Annotated in this window: 19 protein-coding genes; 8 read left to right on the forward strand and 11 right to left on the reverse strand. The window is 37.6% G+C overall.

Annotation, left to right across the window (positions count from 1 at the left end; genetic code table 11):
* The first annotated feature begins 212 nt into the window (after positions 1–212).
* Genes sufC through sufU form a run of 5 tightly spaced genes read left to right on the forward strand, consistent with a single transcriptional unit; the run spans position 213 to position 5,131 of the window.
* Positions 213–977 carry a Fe-S cluster assembly ATPase SufC gene (gene sufC / locus EDC37_RS04240; RefSeq protein WP_132548259.1) on the forward strand — a complete coding sequence of 255 codons (765 nt, stop codon included), beginning with the start codon at positions 213–215 and terminating at the stop codon, positions 975–977.
* Complete coding sequence (sufB, locus tag EDC37_RS04245; RefSeq protein WP_132548261.1) at positions 970–2,388, forward strand: Fe-S cluster assembly protein SufB; 1,419 nt, start codon at positions 970–972, stop codon at positions 2,386–2,388. Before sufC ends, sufB begins: the two co-directional genes overlap by 8 nt.
* A complete protein-coding gene (locus EDC37_RS04250; protein ID WP_132548263.1) occupies positions 2,388–3,461 on the forward strand; it encodes a SufB/SufD family protein in 1,074 nt (357 codons plus the stop codon). The genes sufB and EDC37_RS04250 overlap by 1 nt, the downstream gene beginning before the upstream one ends.
* On the forward strand, positions 3,448–4,662 hold the full coding sequence (locus EDC37_RS04255; RefSeq protein WP_132548265.1) for a SufS family cysteine desulfurase: 1,215 nt from the start codon (positions 3,448–3,450) through the stop codon (positions 4,660–4,662). Before EDC37_RS04250 ends, EDC37_RS04255 begins: the two co-directional genes overlap by 14 nt.
* On the forward strand, positions 4,649–5,131 hold the full coding sequence (gene sufU, locus EDC37_RS04260; protein WP_132548267.1) for a Fe-S cluster assembly sulfur transfer protein SufU: 483 nt from the start codon (positions 4,649–4,651) through the stop codon (positions 5,129–5,131). The genes EDC37_RS04255 and sufU overlap by 14 nt, the downstream gene beginning before the upstream one ends.
* A 297-nt stretch (positions 5,132–5,428) precedes the next feature.
* Here sufU and EDC37_RS04265 read toward each other — a convergent pair whose 3' ends face one another.
* Positions 5,429–5,764 carry a winged helix-turn-helix transcriptional regulator gene (locus EDC37_RS04265; RefSeq protein ID WP_132548269.1) on the reverse strand — a complete coding sequence of 112 codons (336 nt, stop codon included), beginning with the start codon at positions 5,762–5,764 and terminating at the stop codon, positions 5,429–5,431.
* Between the two features lie 113 nt (positions 5,765–5,877).
* On the opposite strand from EDC37_RS04265, the gene EDC37_RS12650 reads away from it, so the two are divergent.
* The 3 genes from EDC37_RS12650 to EDC37_RS04280 are packed head-to-tail and all read left to right on the forward strand — an operon-like array spanning position 5,878 to position 7,485.
* The gene (locus EDC37_RS12650) at positions 5,878–6,030 is read left to right on the forward strand and encodes an alpha/beta hydrolase (RefSeq protein WP_132548271.1); all 153 of its coding nucleotides are present in this window, start codon (positions 5,878–5,880) and stop codon (positions 6,028–6,030) included.
* A complete protein-coding gene (locus tag EDC37_RS04275; RefSeq protein WP_132548273.1) occupies positions 5,991–6,470 on the forward strand; it encodes an RBBP9/YdeN family alpha/beta hydrolase in 480 nt (159 codons plus the stop codon). The genes EDC37_RS12650 and EDC37_RS04275 overlap by 40 nt, the downstream gene beginning before the upstream one ends.
* A complete protein-coding gene (locus EDC37_RS04280; RefSeq protein ID WP_132548275.1) occupies positions 6,457–7,485 on the forward strand; it encodes an oxidoreductase in 1,029 nt (342 codons plus the stop codon). The genes EDC37_RS04275 and EDC37_RS04280 overlap by 14 nt, the downstream gene beginning before the upstream one ends.
* A gap of 311 nt (positions 7,486–7,796) precedes the next feature.
* Here EDC37_RS04280 and EDC37_RS04285 read toward each other — a convergent pair whose 3' ends face one another.
* From EDC37_RS04285 to secY, 10 genes are all read right to left on the reverse strand, one after another.
* Positions 7,797–8,867: a tartrate dehydrogenase gene (locus EDC37_RS04285; RefSeq protein ID WP_132548277.1), complete on the reverse strand. Its 1,071-nt coding sequence runs from the start codon at positions 8,865–8,867 to the stop codon at positions 7,797–7,799.
* Positions 8,868–9,052: 185 nt separating this feature from the next.
* On the reverse strand, positions 9,053–9,394 hold the full coding sequence (rplQ, locus tag EDC37_RS04290) for a 50S ribosomal protein L17 (RefSeq protein ID WP_132548279.1): 342 nt from the start codon (positions 9,392–9,394) through the stop codon (positions 9,053–9,055).
* 11 nt (positions 9,395–9,405) lie between these two features.
* Positions 9,406–10,365 carry a DNA-directed RNA polymerase subunit alpha gene (locus tag EDC37_RS04295; RefSeq protein ID WP_132548281.1) on the reverse strand — a complete coding sequence of 320 codons (960 nt, stop codon included), beginning with the start codon at positions 10,363–10,365 and terminating at the stop codon, positions 9,406–9,408.
* A 61-nt stretch (positions 10,366–10,426) separates the two neighbouring features.
* Positions 10,427–11,014 (reverse strand): 30S ribosomal protein S4, encoded by a 588-nt coding sequence (gene rpsD, locus EDC37_RS04300; protein WP_132548283.1) that lies wholly within the window; start codon positions 11,012–11,014, stop codon positions 10,427–10,429.
* A gap of 20 nt (positions 11,015–11,034) precedes the next feature.
* Positions 11,035–11,424 (reverse strand): 30S ribosomal protein S11, encoded by a 390-nt coding sequence (rpsK, locus tag EDC37_RS04305; RefSeq protein ID WP_132548285.1) that lies wholly within the window; start codon positions 11,422–11,424, stop codon positions 11,035–11,037.
* A gap of 12 nt (positions 11,425–11,436) precedes the next feature.
* Positions 11,437–11,814 (reverse strand): 30S ribosomal protein S13, encoded by a 378-nt coding sequence (rpsM, locus tag EDC37_RS04310; RefSeq protein WP_132548287.1) that lies wholly within the window; start codon positions 11,812–11,814, stop codon positions 11,437–11,439.
* Positions 11,815–11,832: 18 nt separating this feature from the next.
* Positions 11,833–11,946, reverse strand: a complete 114-nt coding sequence (gene rpmJ / locus EDC37_RS04315) for a 50S ribosomal protein L36 (RefSeq protein ID WP_132548289.1) — start codon at positions 11,944–11,946, stop codon at positions 11,833–11,835.
* 45 nt (positions 11,947–11,991) lie between these two features.
* Positions 11,992–12,210 carry a translation initiation factor IF-1 gene (gene infA, locus EDC37_RS04320; RefSeq protein WP_132548291.1) on the reverse strand — a complete coding sequence of 73 codons (219 nt, stop codon included), beginning with the start codon at positions 12,208–12,210 and terminating at the stop codon, positions 11,992–11,994.
* 150 nt (positions 12,211–12,360) lie between these two features.
* On the reverse strand, positions 12,361–13,005 hold the full coding sequence (locus EDC37_RS04325) for an adenylate kinase (RefSeq protein ID WP_132548293.1): 645 nt from the start codon (positions 13,003–13,005) through the stop codon (positions 12,361–12,363).
* Between the two features lie 14 nt (positions 13,006–13,019).
* Entirely contained in the window at positions 13,020–14,276 is a 1,257-nt protein-coding gene (gene secY, locus EDC37_RS04330; RefSeq protein ID WP_132548295.1) for a preprotein translocase subunit SecY, read from the reverse strand.
* Position 14,277 lies beyond the last annotated feature (1 nt).

Below are 14,277 nucleotides of genomic sequence, written 5' to 3' on the forward strand. Positions count from 1 at the left end.
TATAAGTAAAAAACTTTCTGAAGCGGCAGTTTTTCTGTTATTTCAGCAATAAACTATTCTTAAACAAAAAACTAAAAAAATAACTATTGTTTATATCTTATCATAGTAGTATAATATGGACGATAGCTAAATAACAGCTAAATCATATTATAAAAATTTACTCAATAAAGCTTACATAATTATCTGGTTAAATTTGAAGGAGAATTTTCAATATGAGCGATAAATTACTTGAAGTTAAAAATTATTCTGTTGCCTCTACAGACGACGTGCCTATACTGCATTCATTAAATCTTACCATAAAAAAAGGAGAAACCCATGTTTTAATGGGACCTAACGGCGCCGGGAAATCCACCTTTGGCTCCTCTCTTCTCTCTAATCCAGCCTATAAGCTCACTGATGGGCGTGTATTCTTTGAAGACGAAGACATAACAGACCTGCCTACTGACAAAAGAGCAAAAAAAGGGATTTTCTTATCATTCCAAACTCCTGTGGAAATACCGGGTATTTCCCTTTACAGTTTTTTGCGTGCCGCTGTAAAAAATACGGGAAGTCCTCTGACAGGAAAATTATTCCGCAAAAAACTTAACGAAACACTAAAGGTCCTTGATCTGAAACAGGAATATCTGGAGCGTGACCTGAATGTTGGTTTTTCTGGCGGTGAACGGAAAAAAGTAGAAATGCTCCAGCTTCTAATGCTTTCATCAAAGTTAGCAATCTTAGATGAAACAGACTCTGGTCTCGATGTAGATGCTGTTAATATCATGCTCAAAGGCATCAATGAATTCCAGCAGGACAAAACAAGAGGTTTACTCATAATCTCGCATAATATGCATATTTTAAATAAATTGAAAATAGACAAGGTGCACATCCTTGTAAAAGGTCATATTGTTGCCGAAGGCGGCAGTGAGCTAATTCAAGAAATAAACAAGGATGGCTTTATTCATTTTGAAACACAAGCAGGTGATTGTAATGTCTGATACATTAGCCAAAAATCCTTCAATAACTGATATTAATCGTAATTTATATGATTTTACCAAAGGTGAAAAAGATGTTGAAAAGCTTGCCAGCGGCTTAACTGAAGAAATTGTACGTCAAATAAGTGCTAAAAAGAATGAACCGGCCTGGATGCTTGAACATCGCTTAAAATCTTTGAAAATATATCATGAATTAAAAGTCCCTAACTGGGGGCCTGATATCTCTGGTCTCAATATAGATAACATTGTAACATATGTCCGCCCTAATACCAAAATGGCCGCAAAATGGGATGAAGTTCCAGAAGACATCAAAGATACTTTTGAACGACTTGGTATCCCTGCCGCTGAACGTACATCACTTGCTGGTGTAGGTGCCCAATACGATTCGGAACTCGTTTACCATAATATTCAAGAATCTGTTGCGGAAAAAGGCGTCATTTACAGTGGCATTGAAGAGGCACTGGCCGGTCCTTATGCCGAAATGATAAAAGAACATTTTATGAAGCTTGTGCCGCCCACTGATCATAAATTTGCTGCCTTGCATGGAGCTGTATGGTCTGGTGGCTCATTTGTTTACGTTCCGCCCTATACAACTGTAGAAATCCCTCTTCAATCTTATTTTCGTCTCAATTCACCTGGTGCCGGCCAATTCGAACACACACTCATTATCGTCGACAAAGGTGCTCATCTGCATTTTATCGAAGGCTGTTCCGCCCCTAAATATAATGTTGCCAATCTACATGCCGGCTGTGTCGAATTATTTGTAGGTGAAGGCGCACATTTACGTTATTCAACAATTGAAAATTGGTCTAAAAACATGTATAACCTAAATACCAAGAGAGCGAAAGTTGAAAAGAACGGTGTCATGGAATGGGTGTCTGGTTCTTTTGGTTCACATATTTCCTATCTTTATCCTATGACCATTCTAAATGGAGAGTATGCCAAAGCTGAATTTACCAGCATAACCTTCGCAGGAGAAGGCCAAAATCTCGATACTGGTACAAAGATTCTACATAATGCTCCACATACCTCCTCTGTTGTCAGCACAAAATCTCTTTCAAAATCTGGTGGTACAAGCACCTTTAGGAGTGCCGTCACCGTAACCGAAAAAGCCCACAAAAGTAAAACAATTGTTTCCTGCCAATCACTTATGCTTGATGATAAATCACGCTCTGATACCATTCCTCTAATGGATGTACGCTGCGATGACGTCAACGTCGGCCATGAAGCTTCTATCGGTCGTATTGATGATGCTGCCGTCTTTTATCTAATGAGCCGTGGTCTTAGTGAGGAAGAAGCAAAAACACTCATTGTCAATGGCTTTGCCAATCCTATTTCCAAAGAACTGCCGCTTGAATACGCAGTAGAAATGAATAATCTTATACGTCTTGAAATGGAAGGGAGCATCAGCTGATGAATACTTCACTTAATGCCAATAAACTGCCTACCCTTACATGGAATCATTTTAAAGTAAACCATAAAGAGATTCATCTATCAAATGAACCTGATACTGCTGTTTCTCCCAAAATCATAACTAACAACAGCACTGCTGTGTTAAAAGATAGTCGCACACTAGACGATCTTACTTTTTCCGGCAGTGATAAAAAAACGGAAACTTATATATTGCAGAATGCTTCACTAACAAAATCAATAATTGTTCCTAAAAACAATACCGATACTGCTCCGCTTATCTTCGACTTGAACCTTCAACCTGCTGACAAGCTCACCTGCCTTTTGGATATAGTGCTTGAAGAAAATAGTTCAGCCAACATAGTAGTATCTGTAAGTTCTGCAGCAGAAAGTACTGCACAATATGCAGACCTCATCAGAATACATGCGGCAGAAGGGGCTTCACTTAAACTCACTTGTCTGCAATTATTAGGGAAGGCAGCCTTATCTTTTAATAATATCGTTGCTTGTCTGGAAAATGAAGCTAAAGTCAGTGTCCTGCAAATCCCGCTTGGCGCAGAAACAGCCTTGGCTTCTGCTATAATGGATTTACGCGGCTATCACGCAAATTCTGAAATACGCTCTGAATACATTGGCCATCTCACCCAAGATATTGATCTCAATTATGTAGCACGCCATTATGGTAAAAAGACACTTTCTGACATAAAAATGACTGGTTTTCTTTCTGATTCCAGCAAAAAGACGGCTCGTGGCACAATTGATTTTCATCGCGGTTGCAAAGGCTCCATCGGCAACGAAAGTGAAACCGTGTTAATGCTCAATAAAAACGCCAGAAATAAAAGTGTTCCTTTAATACTCTGTGATGAAGAGGATGTGGTTGGTACCCATGGTGCAGCCATTGGCACATTGGACGAGGATCGCTTTTTTTACTTAAAATCTCGCGGGATCGATGAAAATTCAGCCCATCGTCTTTTTCTTGATTCTGCCGTTTCCCGCTTGAAAGGCCTATTGCCTGACATGCTAGCAGCAAAAATCGACAATTATAATAAGGAAGTGCTTTTTAATGAATCAGTATAAGAATTTTTTCCCTATAATGCGCCGCTATAAAGATTTGGCTTATCTGGATAATGCTGCTACTACCCAAAAACCTGATATGGTCATAGATGCTGTAGATAATTATTATAAACAGGAAAATGCCAATCCATTGCGTGGTCTCTATGCCTTGTCCCAAAAAGCCACTGAAGCTTATGAAAATGCTCGCGAAAAAATTGCAAATTTTATCGGCGCAGCTAAACACCAGGAAATTATTTATACAAGAAATGCTTCCGAATCGCTTAATCTTGTTGCTTATAGCCTTTCTGACTTACTTTTAAAAGAAAATGATGAAGTGCTTATTTCCATCATGGAACATCACAGCAACATGATTCCTTGGCAGCAAGCAGTTAAACGCCATCATGCAAAACTTGTTTATTTATACCCTGATAAAAACGGTCTTATAACAACTGATGAATTAAAAAATAAACTTTCTCCCAAAACAAAAATCCTTTCGCTCACACAACTTTCAAACGTACTTGGTGCAAAGCAAAATTTAAAAGAACTTATTAAAATCGCCCATGCTAATAAAACAGTTGTTTCAATTGACGGCGCACAAGCTATTCCTCATAGTAAAATAGATGTACAGGCTCTCGACTGCGATTTTTATTCATTCTCCGGTCATAAAATATACGCACCTATGGGAATAGGTGTACTTTATGGTAAGGAAAAATATTTAAACGAAATGCCACCTTTTCTAACTGGTGGTGAAATGATTGATTATGTCGATGAACAGACTGCTACATTTGCTGAACTGCCTTATAAATTTGAAGCTGGCACACAAAACGTTGGCGGTGCAGTGGGCTTATCCGCTGCAATAGATTTTATGAATTCGATCGGCTATGATACAATCATTAAAAGAGAAACTGAATTAGGTCGTTTTGCTGGTGAAGAACTAAGCAAACTTCCTTATGTAACAATATATGGCGATAAAGACTTCTCCCATCATCATGGTGTTATTGCTTTCAATATAGAAGGTATCCACCCGCATGATGTTGCCTCTTTGATGGACTCGGGCGATGTTGCCATACGTGGCGGCCATCATTGCGCCCAGCCACTCATGCGTTATCTCAAATGCAATTTCTGCTGCAGAGCGAGCATGGCCTTTTATAATGATGAAGAAGACATTATTAAACTGGTCAACAGAACAAAATATATAAGGAGCTATTTCAATGGCGCTAAATAACATTTATAACGAAATTCTTATGGAGCATAACGCTCACCCTGATCATAAACATAAACTTTCTACCGCTAGTGACTGTAAAACTGCCATCAATCCGCACTGCGGTGATGAAGTCTTGGTAAAAAAAGGAATCAACCCAACTTGCGGTGACGAAATAATACTTGAGCTTAATGTTGAAGATGGTGTAATCAAAGATGCTGCCTTTAATGGGCAAGGTTGTGCTATATCTCAAGCTTCAACTGACATAATGGTCGATCTCATAATAGGTAAAAAGATTGATGAAGCCATCGAATTGACTGATCTATTTATAAAAATGGTTCGTGGTGAAGAAAAAAATGAAACAAAACTTGAAGAGCTTGATGAAGCTATGGCTTTAAAAGATGTCTCCCATATGCCCGCGCGTGTAAAATGTGCAGTTCTTGCGTGGCACACATTAAATGAAATGTTGAAAGAAAAAGAAAGCCAAAAATAAAAATACTTAATCTCTCTATCGTAAGATTAAGCAATTATTCTACACCTTCTCACCATCTGCTTGCAGATATCAACGTTTAATTAGTCATTTATAACACCCAAATATCAAAATCCCCCCCAATATATTATCCAAATCGATAATATATTGGGGGGGATTTTTAGTGAAACTATATGATTATATATCTCTATGTAATTCAAAAAATGGTCCACTGACCGCTGCTCTTATAACATTGTGCTCACTGATGAAAGAAAAGCTTTTTTATCCCGCGTCGAAAACTTCGGTAATGAAATTATGAATTTATTCCGGTTTTCTTATATTTTGTTGAACCTTGCCCCAATCACATAAGGCTTCTAAAATGGGAATAAATGACATTCCTCTTTTAGTTAATGAATATTCCACTTTAGGTGGAATTTGACAAAATTCTTTGCGATTAATCATTCCGTCTTTCTCAAGTTCTTTTAATTGACTAGTAAGCATTTTATGCGTAACTTGAGAAATATTTTTCTTCAATTCACCATATCTCAACGTATTTGTACACGCTAATTCATATATAATTTTTAACTTCCATTTTCCATCTACTATAGATAATGCATATTCAAAAGGAGCTTGTGTACTCCGACATAATGCATCCATACTATTACTCTCCTTTTAGTGTGTATCATACAAAATAGTGCATACTAGTTTATTACAGTATTTTACATTATAATTTAAGCAAATTCAATGTTTAACAAATTCGGAGGATAATTATGATAACTAAAAAAAAGATATATATCATACATGGATATAATGCTTCTGCAAATAGGCATTGGTTTCCTTGGCTTGAGCAAGAACTAACTTCTGACAAGAACATATCAGTGATATGCCCTCTCCTACAGAACCAAAATTGGGAGAATGGATAGGTAAGCTATCAGAGAGTATAGATAAGTTAGGCCAGAATATCTTTTTTATTGCACATAGTCTTGGGTGTATTGCCTTATTAGGCTATCTTGAAACTCTAAAAGAACTTCCTAAAATTGGTGGAATTATATTGGTATCAGGATTCAATAAAAAATTAGAAAATATACCAGAGCTTAATAATTTTATTCACACCGGAATTAATTATAAAAAGATAATTAGTGCTGTGTCTTTAAGAGCAGTGGTTACTGCTATAGATGATAAAATTGTCCCAACTGAATTTAGTAAAGAACTAGCTGATAATTTAGAAGCAAAATTTTTTCAGCTTTCTACCGGAGGACACTTCTTAGATAGCGATGGATTTTCAAAGTTTCCCAAAATCCACGAAATAATAACCAATATGATAGCAGATAAACAGGGATATATAGGTAATGAAAATGATTAATACGATGCAAAAATATAAAATTGCCAGTGTAAATTTTAAAAATCGAATTGTTATGGCTCCTATGGTTCCATTTTATCTCAAAGCAAACACTGATGGAAGCATGAGCGCAAAACAAATTACCCATTATTCTAATTTTGCTTCCCGTGAAATGGGCTTGATAATCAGTCAATCTCTTGCAGTGAGCAAGAAATATCCCATAGACGGAGGGGCATGTGCATATGATAGAAATATACATACCCCTTATCTAAGAGAAATTGTTCAAAAATGCCATGAAAATAAAGTTCGTTTTTTTGCCCAGTTAGCATATCCAAGTATCAGTTATTTTAAAGGTGGAAGTATCAATAACTTATCCACAAGTGAAATAGTTACGATTCGAGAGGAATTTATAAAAGCTGCCTTCCTCTGTGAAGAAGCAGGGTGCGACGGGATTGAACTTCATGGGGCAAATGGATTTTTCCTCAATATGATTACTTCTGATATTGCAAATAGCAGAAATGATCAGTATGGAGGAAATGTATCAAACAGAACACGATTAATCAAAGAAATAATAAAAAAAATTAAGAAAAACTTAAAAGATGATTTTTTGATTTCTTTTCGTTTTGGGTGCAGTTGGAACTTGATTTTAGATTTAGAAACTATAAACGAACTTATCAAGAGCGGTTTGGATTTAATTCACATATGTTCCGGTATTCCCCATTTAAAAAGCTTGGAATTATCAAGTGATTACGAGTTCAATCAAACCGTGTACACAGCTGCTTTCTTGAAGAAGAATATAAACATTCCTATCATAGCAGTAAGTAATATACAAACTATTAATCGCGGTAATTTTTTATTAAAAAATAATATGTGCGATCTCGTTGCATATGGAAGACCTTTTCTAGCAGATAAAAATTTTATTATGAAGAGTATTAGTGATTGCAATTATAAACCCTGTTTCAATTGTAAATATTGTTTTTGGTATTCTACTGACATTAATAAATGTCCAGCACAACGGAGACTAAAAAATAACCTTTAAACTATAGAACAGCATATTTTCTTAAGCATAAAGCATCAATCTTTTCTTTTGAGTTGTGTGAACTTTAATTGCAACGGATTTTTTTGTTTTATGCGCTTTTTTTGTAAAAAAATAATGTCAGAGTAAGCTTGAATTTTTGCTTACCCCAACATTTAGTGTAGAACCATAAAAAGATGAAGTAACAAATAAATATTACTTCGTTTTGGTCCAACTTTATAGAGTCATTACATTATTGAAAAGTAGCCATTTTAGGTATAAATATCAAGAAATAATGAGCATTTTACTAAATAACAATTATTGTCCCCCGAGTATCAGCACAATAAACTCAACTGTCGTATTATTTCTTCTCCTACTGCTTTAGTTGATGCTTTTCCACCAAAATCAGCGGTCAATACAGTTTTTTCCGTTAAAACTTTTTCGATAGCTCTGATAATTTTATTACTCCATTCTTTCTTACCAAAAAATTCCAGCATCTGTGCAGCTGACCAAATCGACGCCATCGGATTTGCGATTCCTTTGCCCGCAATATCAGGTGCAGATCCATGTATTGGTTCAAACATAGATGGGTATTTTTTTTCTGGATTAATATTAGCTCCAGCAGCCAATCCCATTCCACCGGCTATAGCAGCTCCCAAATCAGTCAATATATCACCGAATAAGTTTGAAGTGACAACTACTTGAAAACGTGCTGGATCTTTTACAAAAAACATAGCAGCAGCATCTACTAAATATGTATACTGTTTTACATCAGGATATTCTTTCCCCACTTCGCTAAAGACTTCATCCCAAAACACCATCGAATAATTAAGGGCATTCCCTTTACTTATGCTTGTGATGGTTTTATTTTCATGTCTAGCCAATTCATATGCATAACGAATAATTCGTTCTGTTCCTTTGCGGGAAAAAACACTTGTCTGCAAAACGACTTCTTGTTCTTTTCCCTTATAAAGCCAGTCCCCAGCTCCTGCGTATTCACCTTCTGAATTTTCCCGTATTACCACCATATTAATGTCTTCCCTGTTAATATTTTTTATAGGGCATGGTGCCCCAGCCAACAATTTAACAGGTCGCAGATTTACATACTGATCAAACCCCTGCCGTATTTTAATAAGTAAATCACGTAAGGATATATGGTCTGGTACATTAGGAGCACCGACTGCCCCTAAATAGATAGCATCAAATTTACTTAGACGTTCAAGGCCGTCATCGTCCATGACTTTTCCCGTCTTACAATAATATTCACATCCCCAAGGAAAATAATCGAATGAAAAGGCAAAGCTCCCATCTATATGTGCTATCTTTTCTAAAACTTTTACACCTTCAGCAATAACTTCTGTACCAATACCATCACCGGGTATAACCGCTATTTTATATTTTTCCAACTTCAACCCACCCTTTTTCTTTATTACTTTTAAAATAAACTTTATTTTACAAAAAATCAATAGCTGAAGAAAAATATATACTATAGTAACGTTATTTCCAATAAAAAAAAGAACCGCCAAAAGACAGTTCTTATAAAGACCATTCTCATCACCAACAAGCATCGCCTGCTGCTGACAAGTGTTTTTTATTTTACTAATTCAAGAATGACCATCGGAGCGGCATCACCGCGACGAGGTCCAAGTTTAAGAATACGAGTATAGCCACCTTGACGTTCATTATATGAAGGCGCTATTTCGTCAAACAATTTTTTAATTACTGCTTTATCAAGCAAATCTTCTGCAATCTGACGGCGTGCATATAAATCACCACGTTTAGCCAATGTAACCATTTTTTCAGCGAGAGCACTGATTTCTTTTGCCTTAGCTTCAGTTGTTTCAATGCGTTCATGCTTAAATAAAGAAGTCAGCACGCTGCGAAAAAGGGCACGACGGGCGCTACTGTCACGACCTAATTTTCTATAAGTCAATTTGTTTCCTCCTATTCTTCATTATGTGAAAGTGAAAGACCAAGTTCTTTCAACTTATTTCTCACTTCATCAAGTGATTTACGACCTAAGTTTCTGACCTTCATCATATCATCTTCAGATTTTTGGACAAGATCAGCTACTGTATTAATTTCTGCCCGTTTTAAACAATTAAAGGAACGAACTGACAAATCGAGATCTTCGATAGTCATTTCCATTACTTTATTCGCGTCATCTTCTTCATTTTCCATGAAGGTGCTTTCTGATTCATTTTCTTCTTCAGAACAGCCTGCCATACTCTGGAAAAGTTTAAAATGTGCGATTAAAATACTGGCAGATTTGCTTATTGCTTCTTCTGGACGCAATGAACCATTAGTCCATACTTCCAAAGTCAGTTTATCATAATCTGTAACATTCCCTACGCGAGTATCCGACACAGTATAATTCACTCTCTGGATAGGGGAAAAAATTGAATCTATGGGGATGACACCGATAGGCTGATCGGCTTTTTTATTCTTGTCAGCGGGAACATAACCGCGCCCACGTTCAACAGTCATCTCCATTTTGAGTGAACCGCTTTCATCGACAGTTGCTATATGCAGATCGGGATTTAATATTTCAATGTCGGCGTCAGCCCTGATGTCAGCCCCAGTTACTTCTTTTTCACCAGTGACATCTATACTGATCGTATGCGGTTCATCGTTATGCATTTTGAGACATAAGGACTTAAGATTCAAAATGATATTAGTGACATCATCCCGCACACCAGGTATTGTAGAAAATTCATGAAGTACGCCATCAATTTTTATTGAAGTTATAGCTGCTCCCATCAATGAAGATAAAAGAATGCGACGCAATGAATTACCGAGCGTAGTTCCGTAACCGCGTTCAAGTGGTTCACAAACGAATTTGCCGTATTTCTGATCTTCACCTATTTCTACAATTTCTATTTTCGGCTTTTCGATTTCGATCATCTAAGGTTCCCCTCCTTTATTCTATGCACATAAAGTGCCACAATATGACCAATATGACATATTATCTGGAGTACAATTCGACGATAGCCTGTTCGTCTACTGGAACATCGATTTCATCGCGATTAGGAAATCTTGTTACGGTTCCGCCTAATTCACCAGCACTAAGCCAAGCTGGAACACTCAATTTATTGCCTGATTCGGCAACAGCCTTAAACAATTCACTTGAACGGCTGCTTTCCTTTACACCAATTACATCATTAGCTTTTACAAATGCAGACGGGATGTCAAGGCGTTTGCCATTAACTGTAATGTGACCATGTGTAACCATTTGTCTAGCCTGCCGGCGAGTATTGGCAAGACCCAAACGGAATACAACATTGTCAAGGCGTCTTTCTAATAAAACTAAAAGATTTTCACCAGTAACTCCTTGCATTTTTTTAGCTTTATCATAATAAAGGCGAAATTGTTTTTCCAATACACCATATATAAATTTTGCTTTTTGCTTTTCTTTAAGCTGTGTGCCGTATTCACTTATCTTACGGCCTGTGCGGCGGGGCTGGCGTTTAGATTTTTTGCCAAGACCGACTACAGCAGCCTCTATGCCTAAAGAACGACATCTTTTCAGAGACGGTACTCTATCAATTGCCATTTATCTATTTTTCCCTCCTATTATACTCTTCTACGTTTCGGCGGACGGCATCCGTTATGAGGAATCGGCGTAACATCCTTAATCATATTTACTTCAAGTCCCGTAGCCTGGAGTGAACGGATAGCTGCTTCACGTCCCGCCCCTGGTCCTTTTACATAAACTTCTACCTGTTTTAAGCCGTGTTCCATAGCTGCCTTTGCGGCTACTTCTGCTGCCATCTGAGCTGCAAACGGAGTGCTCTTACGCGAGCCTCTGAATCCGAGACCGCCAGCGCTTGCCCATGAAAGCGCATTGCCGTTTTTATCAGTAATAGTAACAATTGTATTGTTAAAAGTCGAACGAATATGAGCTACGCCATATTCAATATTTTTACGTTCTCTTTTTTTCGGACGAGATTTACTTACTGGCAATTCTAACCCTCCTTATGCTTCTTCTTTCTTTTTACCCATAATGGTCTTCTTAGGACCTTTTCTCGTACGTGCATTATTCTTAGTATTCTGTCCGCGTACAGGGAGTCCGACACGATGACGTCTGCCCCGATAGCAGCCTATTTCTACTAAGCGTTTAATGTTAAGGGAAACTTCACGACGAAGATCACCTTCAACAGTATAGCTTTTTTCAAGTGCTTCACGCAGCTTTGCTACTTCATCTTCCGTCAGATCACGTGCGCGAGTGTCAGGGTTTATACCTGTAACTGCTAAAATATCACGTGCTGATTTCGGCCCGATACCAAAAATATATGTTAAAGCGACTTCCATCCGTTTATCGCGTGGTAAATCTACACCGGCAATACGTGCCATATATTAACACACCTCCTATTATCCTTGTTTTTGTTTATGTTTAGGGTTTTCACAAATGACCATTACCCGGCCTTTACGTTTAATTATTTTACATTTTTCGCAAATGCGTTTCACTGATGGTCGTACTTTCATTGCAATTACTCCTTTCAGCAATATTCCTATAATCCCAACTGCCGCTTACTTAAATCTATAAGTAATACGGCCTCTCGTAAGATCATATGGCGTAAGCTCAATTGTAACTTTATCGCCCGGCAATATGCGGATAAAATTCATACGAATCTTGCCGGATACGTGAGCTAAAACGACATGGCCATTTTCCAATTCTACCTGAAACATTGCGTTTGGTAATGCTTCAAGTACTCTACCTTCAACTTCAATTACATCTTGTTTAGACATGAAACTGCTCCCTTTCGAATAAAGGTTGGGCGAACTACTCTTTCAGGCAACCTTTTTTCTAAGGAACCATCCTTGCCCAACATTATTGCAATGAATTGTCTCAATAGCGTCTTTACCAAACTACTATCCGACGTAAACTTTTCCATTATATCAGCCGCGCAGTACAGCCACAACATCACCGTACACCTTGTCCATAGACTGTCTGCCATCAATTTCTTTATATAATCCTGCATTTTTATAATACGCTATAAGGGGCTTAGTCTGTTCATCATAAACAGCTAGGCGATTTTTCATGGTTTCTTCACTGTCATCAGCACGCTGATACAATTGTCCACCACAAACATCGCAAATACCTTCTTTAAGCGATTTTTTAAACTTTATATGATATGTTTCTCCACATTTCTTACAAATGCGGCGTCCCACGGCTCTTTCTATGAGGTCCTGTGCAGGGACATTTATATTAAGAGCACCAGTGAGCTTAAGTCCCAATTCGGCAATTATCTTGTCGAGGGCTTTTGCCTGTTCTACTGTACGGGGAAATCCATCAAGGATAAATCCCTTTTTACAGTCTGGCTGAGAAAGACGTTCCTTGACTATGCCAATAGTAACATCGTCAGGAACAAGCTTACCTTGGTCCATACAAGCTTTCGCTTTTTTACCAAGTTCAGTTTGGTTCTTTACTGCTGCCCTGAACATATCACCTGTAGAAATATGTGGTACTTTAAATTCTTCAACTAATTTTGCCGCCTGTGTACCTTTACCGGCCCCAGGAGGTCCCATTAACAGAATGTGCACAATAATTTACCTCTCTATTTCATGAAGCCTTCATAATGGCGCATTACCACCATGGATTCTATCTGCTTCATCGTATCCAGTGCTACACCGACCACGATAAGCAATGCCGTACCACCGAAATATACTCCCTGAATGTGTGTTGCATTAGCAATAAGCGTTGGAAATATAGCTATCAATGCTAAAAACACCGCTCCAGCAAGAGTTATTTTTGTCATAATCTGGTCGAGATAATCTGCTGTATCTTTGCCTGGTCTTATACCTGGAACAAAGCCACCATATTTCTTAAGATTATCAGCCAAATCAGGTATTTTTAGTGTAACAGCTGTATAAAAATAAGTAAAGAAAATTATTAGCAAGGTATATACTACCGTGTGAATAGGCGTTCCCCATTGAAAATAAGAGGTAGCGGTTTTTATCCAGCCTACACTTACAAACTGTCCGATAGTTGCTGGAAACATCAATAATGATGAAGCAAAAATTATCGGTATAACCCCTGCTTGATTTACTTTAAGCGGTATATGGGACGAATGACCGCCATAAGTTTTATTTCCAACTACTCTTTTAGTGTAAGATATAGGCACCCTGCGCTGCCCTTGCTGAATCGCAACAACAAACACAACCATAGCAAGTGCAATAAATAAAAACAAAAACAGATTGAAATAATTTATTGTTCCCGCCTGCAAATACTGGTACATAACCCCTAAAGAATGAGGTAATGCTGCTACTATACCAGCAAATATTATCAACGAAATGCCATTCCCTATACCATTGGCTGTTATCTGTTCACCGACCCACATTAAAAAAACAGTTCCCGCTGTTAATGTGATTGCAATAATCAATACAGAAATGGGATTTGGATTTATTATGGCAGCACGTAAACCTATTGACATTCCAATGGCCTGTAAAAACGCAAGGACAACCGTTAAATAACGGGTGACCTTAGTCGTTTTTTTCTGACCTTCTGCACCTTCTTTTGACCATTCTTCTAAAGTAGGTACAACAACAGCTAAAAGCTGCATGATGATGGAAGCATTGATATACGGTGTTATGCTCATAGCAAATATTGAAAACTTGCTTAAAGCCCCGCCAGAAAATAAATCCAACAATCCGAATAGATTACCACTGTTAAAAAGATGTTCGAGTGCATCGGGATTAACTCCCGGGACAGGAATATGCGTTCCCAGTCTAAACACTGCAAACATTATTAAGGTGAAGATGATTTTTTGCCGTAATTCAGGAATTTTAAATATGTTCCCAAGGGCTGAAATCAAA

It is taken from the genome of Pectinatus cerevisiiphilus (genome assembly GCF_004341685.1).
Classification (GTDB): Bacteria; Bacillota; Negativicutes; order Selenomonadales; family Selenomonadaceae; genus Pectinatus; species Pectinatus cerevisiiphilus.

What these genes read in the sequence shown, in the direction of transcription:
- sufC (WP_132548259.1), top strand. Translation starts at nt 213, where the DNA reads ATGAGCGATAAATTACTTGAAGTTAAAAATTATTCTGTTGCCTCTACA.
- sufB (WP_132548261.1), top strand. Translation starts at nt 970, where the DNA reads ATGTCTGATACATTAGCCAAAAATCCTTCAATAACTGATATTAATCGT.
- EDC37_RS04250 (WP_132548263.1), top strand. Translation starts at nt 2,388, where the DNA reads ATGAATACTTCACTTAATGCCAATAAACTGCCTACCCTTACATGGAAT.
- EDC37_RS04255 (WP_132548265.1), top strand. Translation starts at nt 3,448, where the DNA reads ATGAATCAGTATAAGAATTTTTTCCCTATAATGCGCCGCTATAAAGAT.
- sufU (WP_132548267.1), top strand. Translation starts at nt 4,649, where the DNA reads ATGGCGCTAAATAACATTTATAACGAAATTCTTATGGAGCATAACGCT.
- EDC37_RS04265 (WP_132548269.1), bottom strand. Translation starts at nt 5,764, where the DNA reads ATGGATGCATTATGTCGGAGTACACAAGCTCCTTTTGAATATGCATTA.
- EDC37_RS12650 (WP_132548271.1), top strand. Translation starts at nt 5,878, where the DNA reads ATGATAACTAAAAAAAAGATATATATCATACATGGATATAATGCTTCT.
- EDC37_RS04275 (WP_132548273.1), top strand. Translation starts at nt 5,991, where the DNA reads ATGCCCTCTCCTACAGAACCAAAATTGGGAGAATGGATAGGTAAGCTA.
- EDC37_RS04280 (WP_132548275.1), top strand. Translation starts at nt 6,457, where the DNA reads ATGAAAATGATTAATACGATGCAAAAATATAAAATTGCCAGTGTAAAT.
- EDC37_RS04295 (WP_132548281.1), bottom strand. Translation starts at nt 10,365, where the DNA reads ATGATCGAAATCGAAAAGCCGAAAATAGAAATTGTAGAAATAGGTGAA.
- rpsD (WP_132548283.1), bottom strand. Translation starts at nt 11,014, where the DNA reads ATGGCAATTGATAGAGTACCGTCTCTGAAAAGATGTCGTTCTTTAGGC.
- rpsM (WP_132548287.1), bottom strand. Translation starts at nt 11,814, where the DNA reads ATGGCACGTATTGCCGGTGTAGATTTACCACGCGATAAACGGATGGAA.
- rpmJ (WP_132548289.1), bottom strand. Translation starts at nt 11,946, where the DNA reads ATGAAAGTACGACCATCAGTGAAACGCATTTGCGAAAAATGTAAAATA.
- infA (WP_132548291.1), bottom strand. Translation starts at nt 12,210, where the DNA reads ATGTCTAAACAAGATGTAATTGAAGTTGAAGGTAGAGTACTTGAAGCA.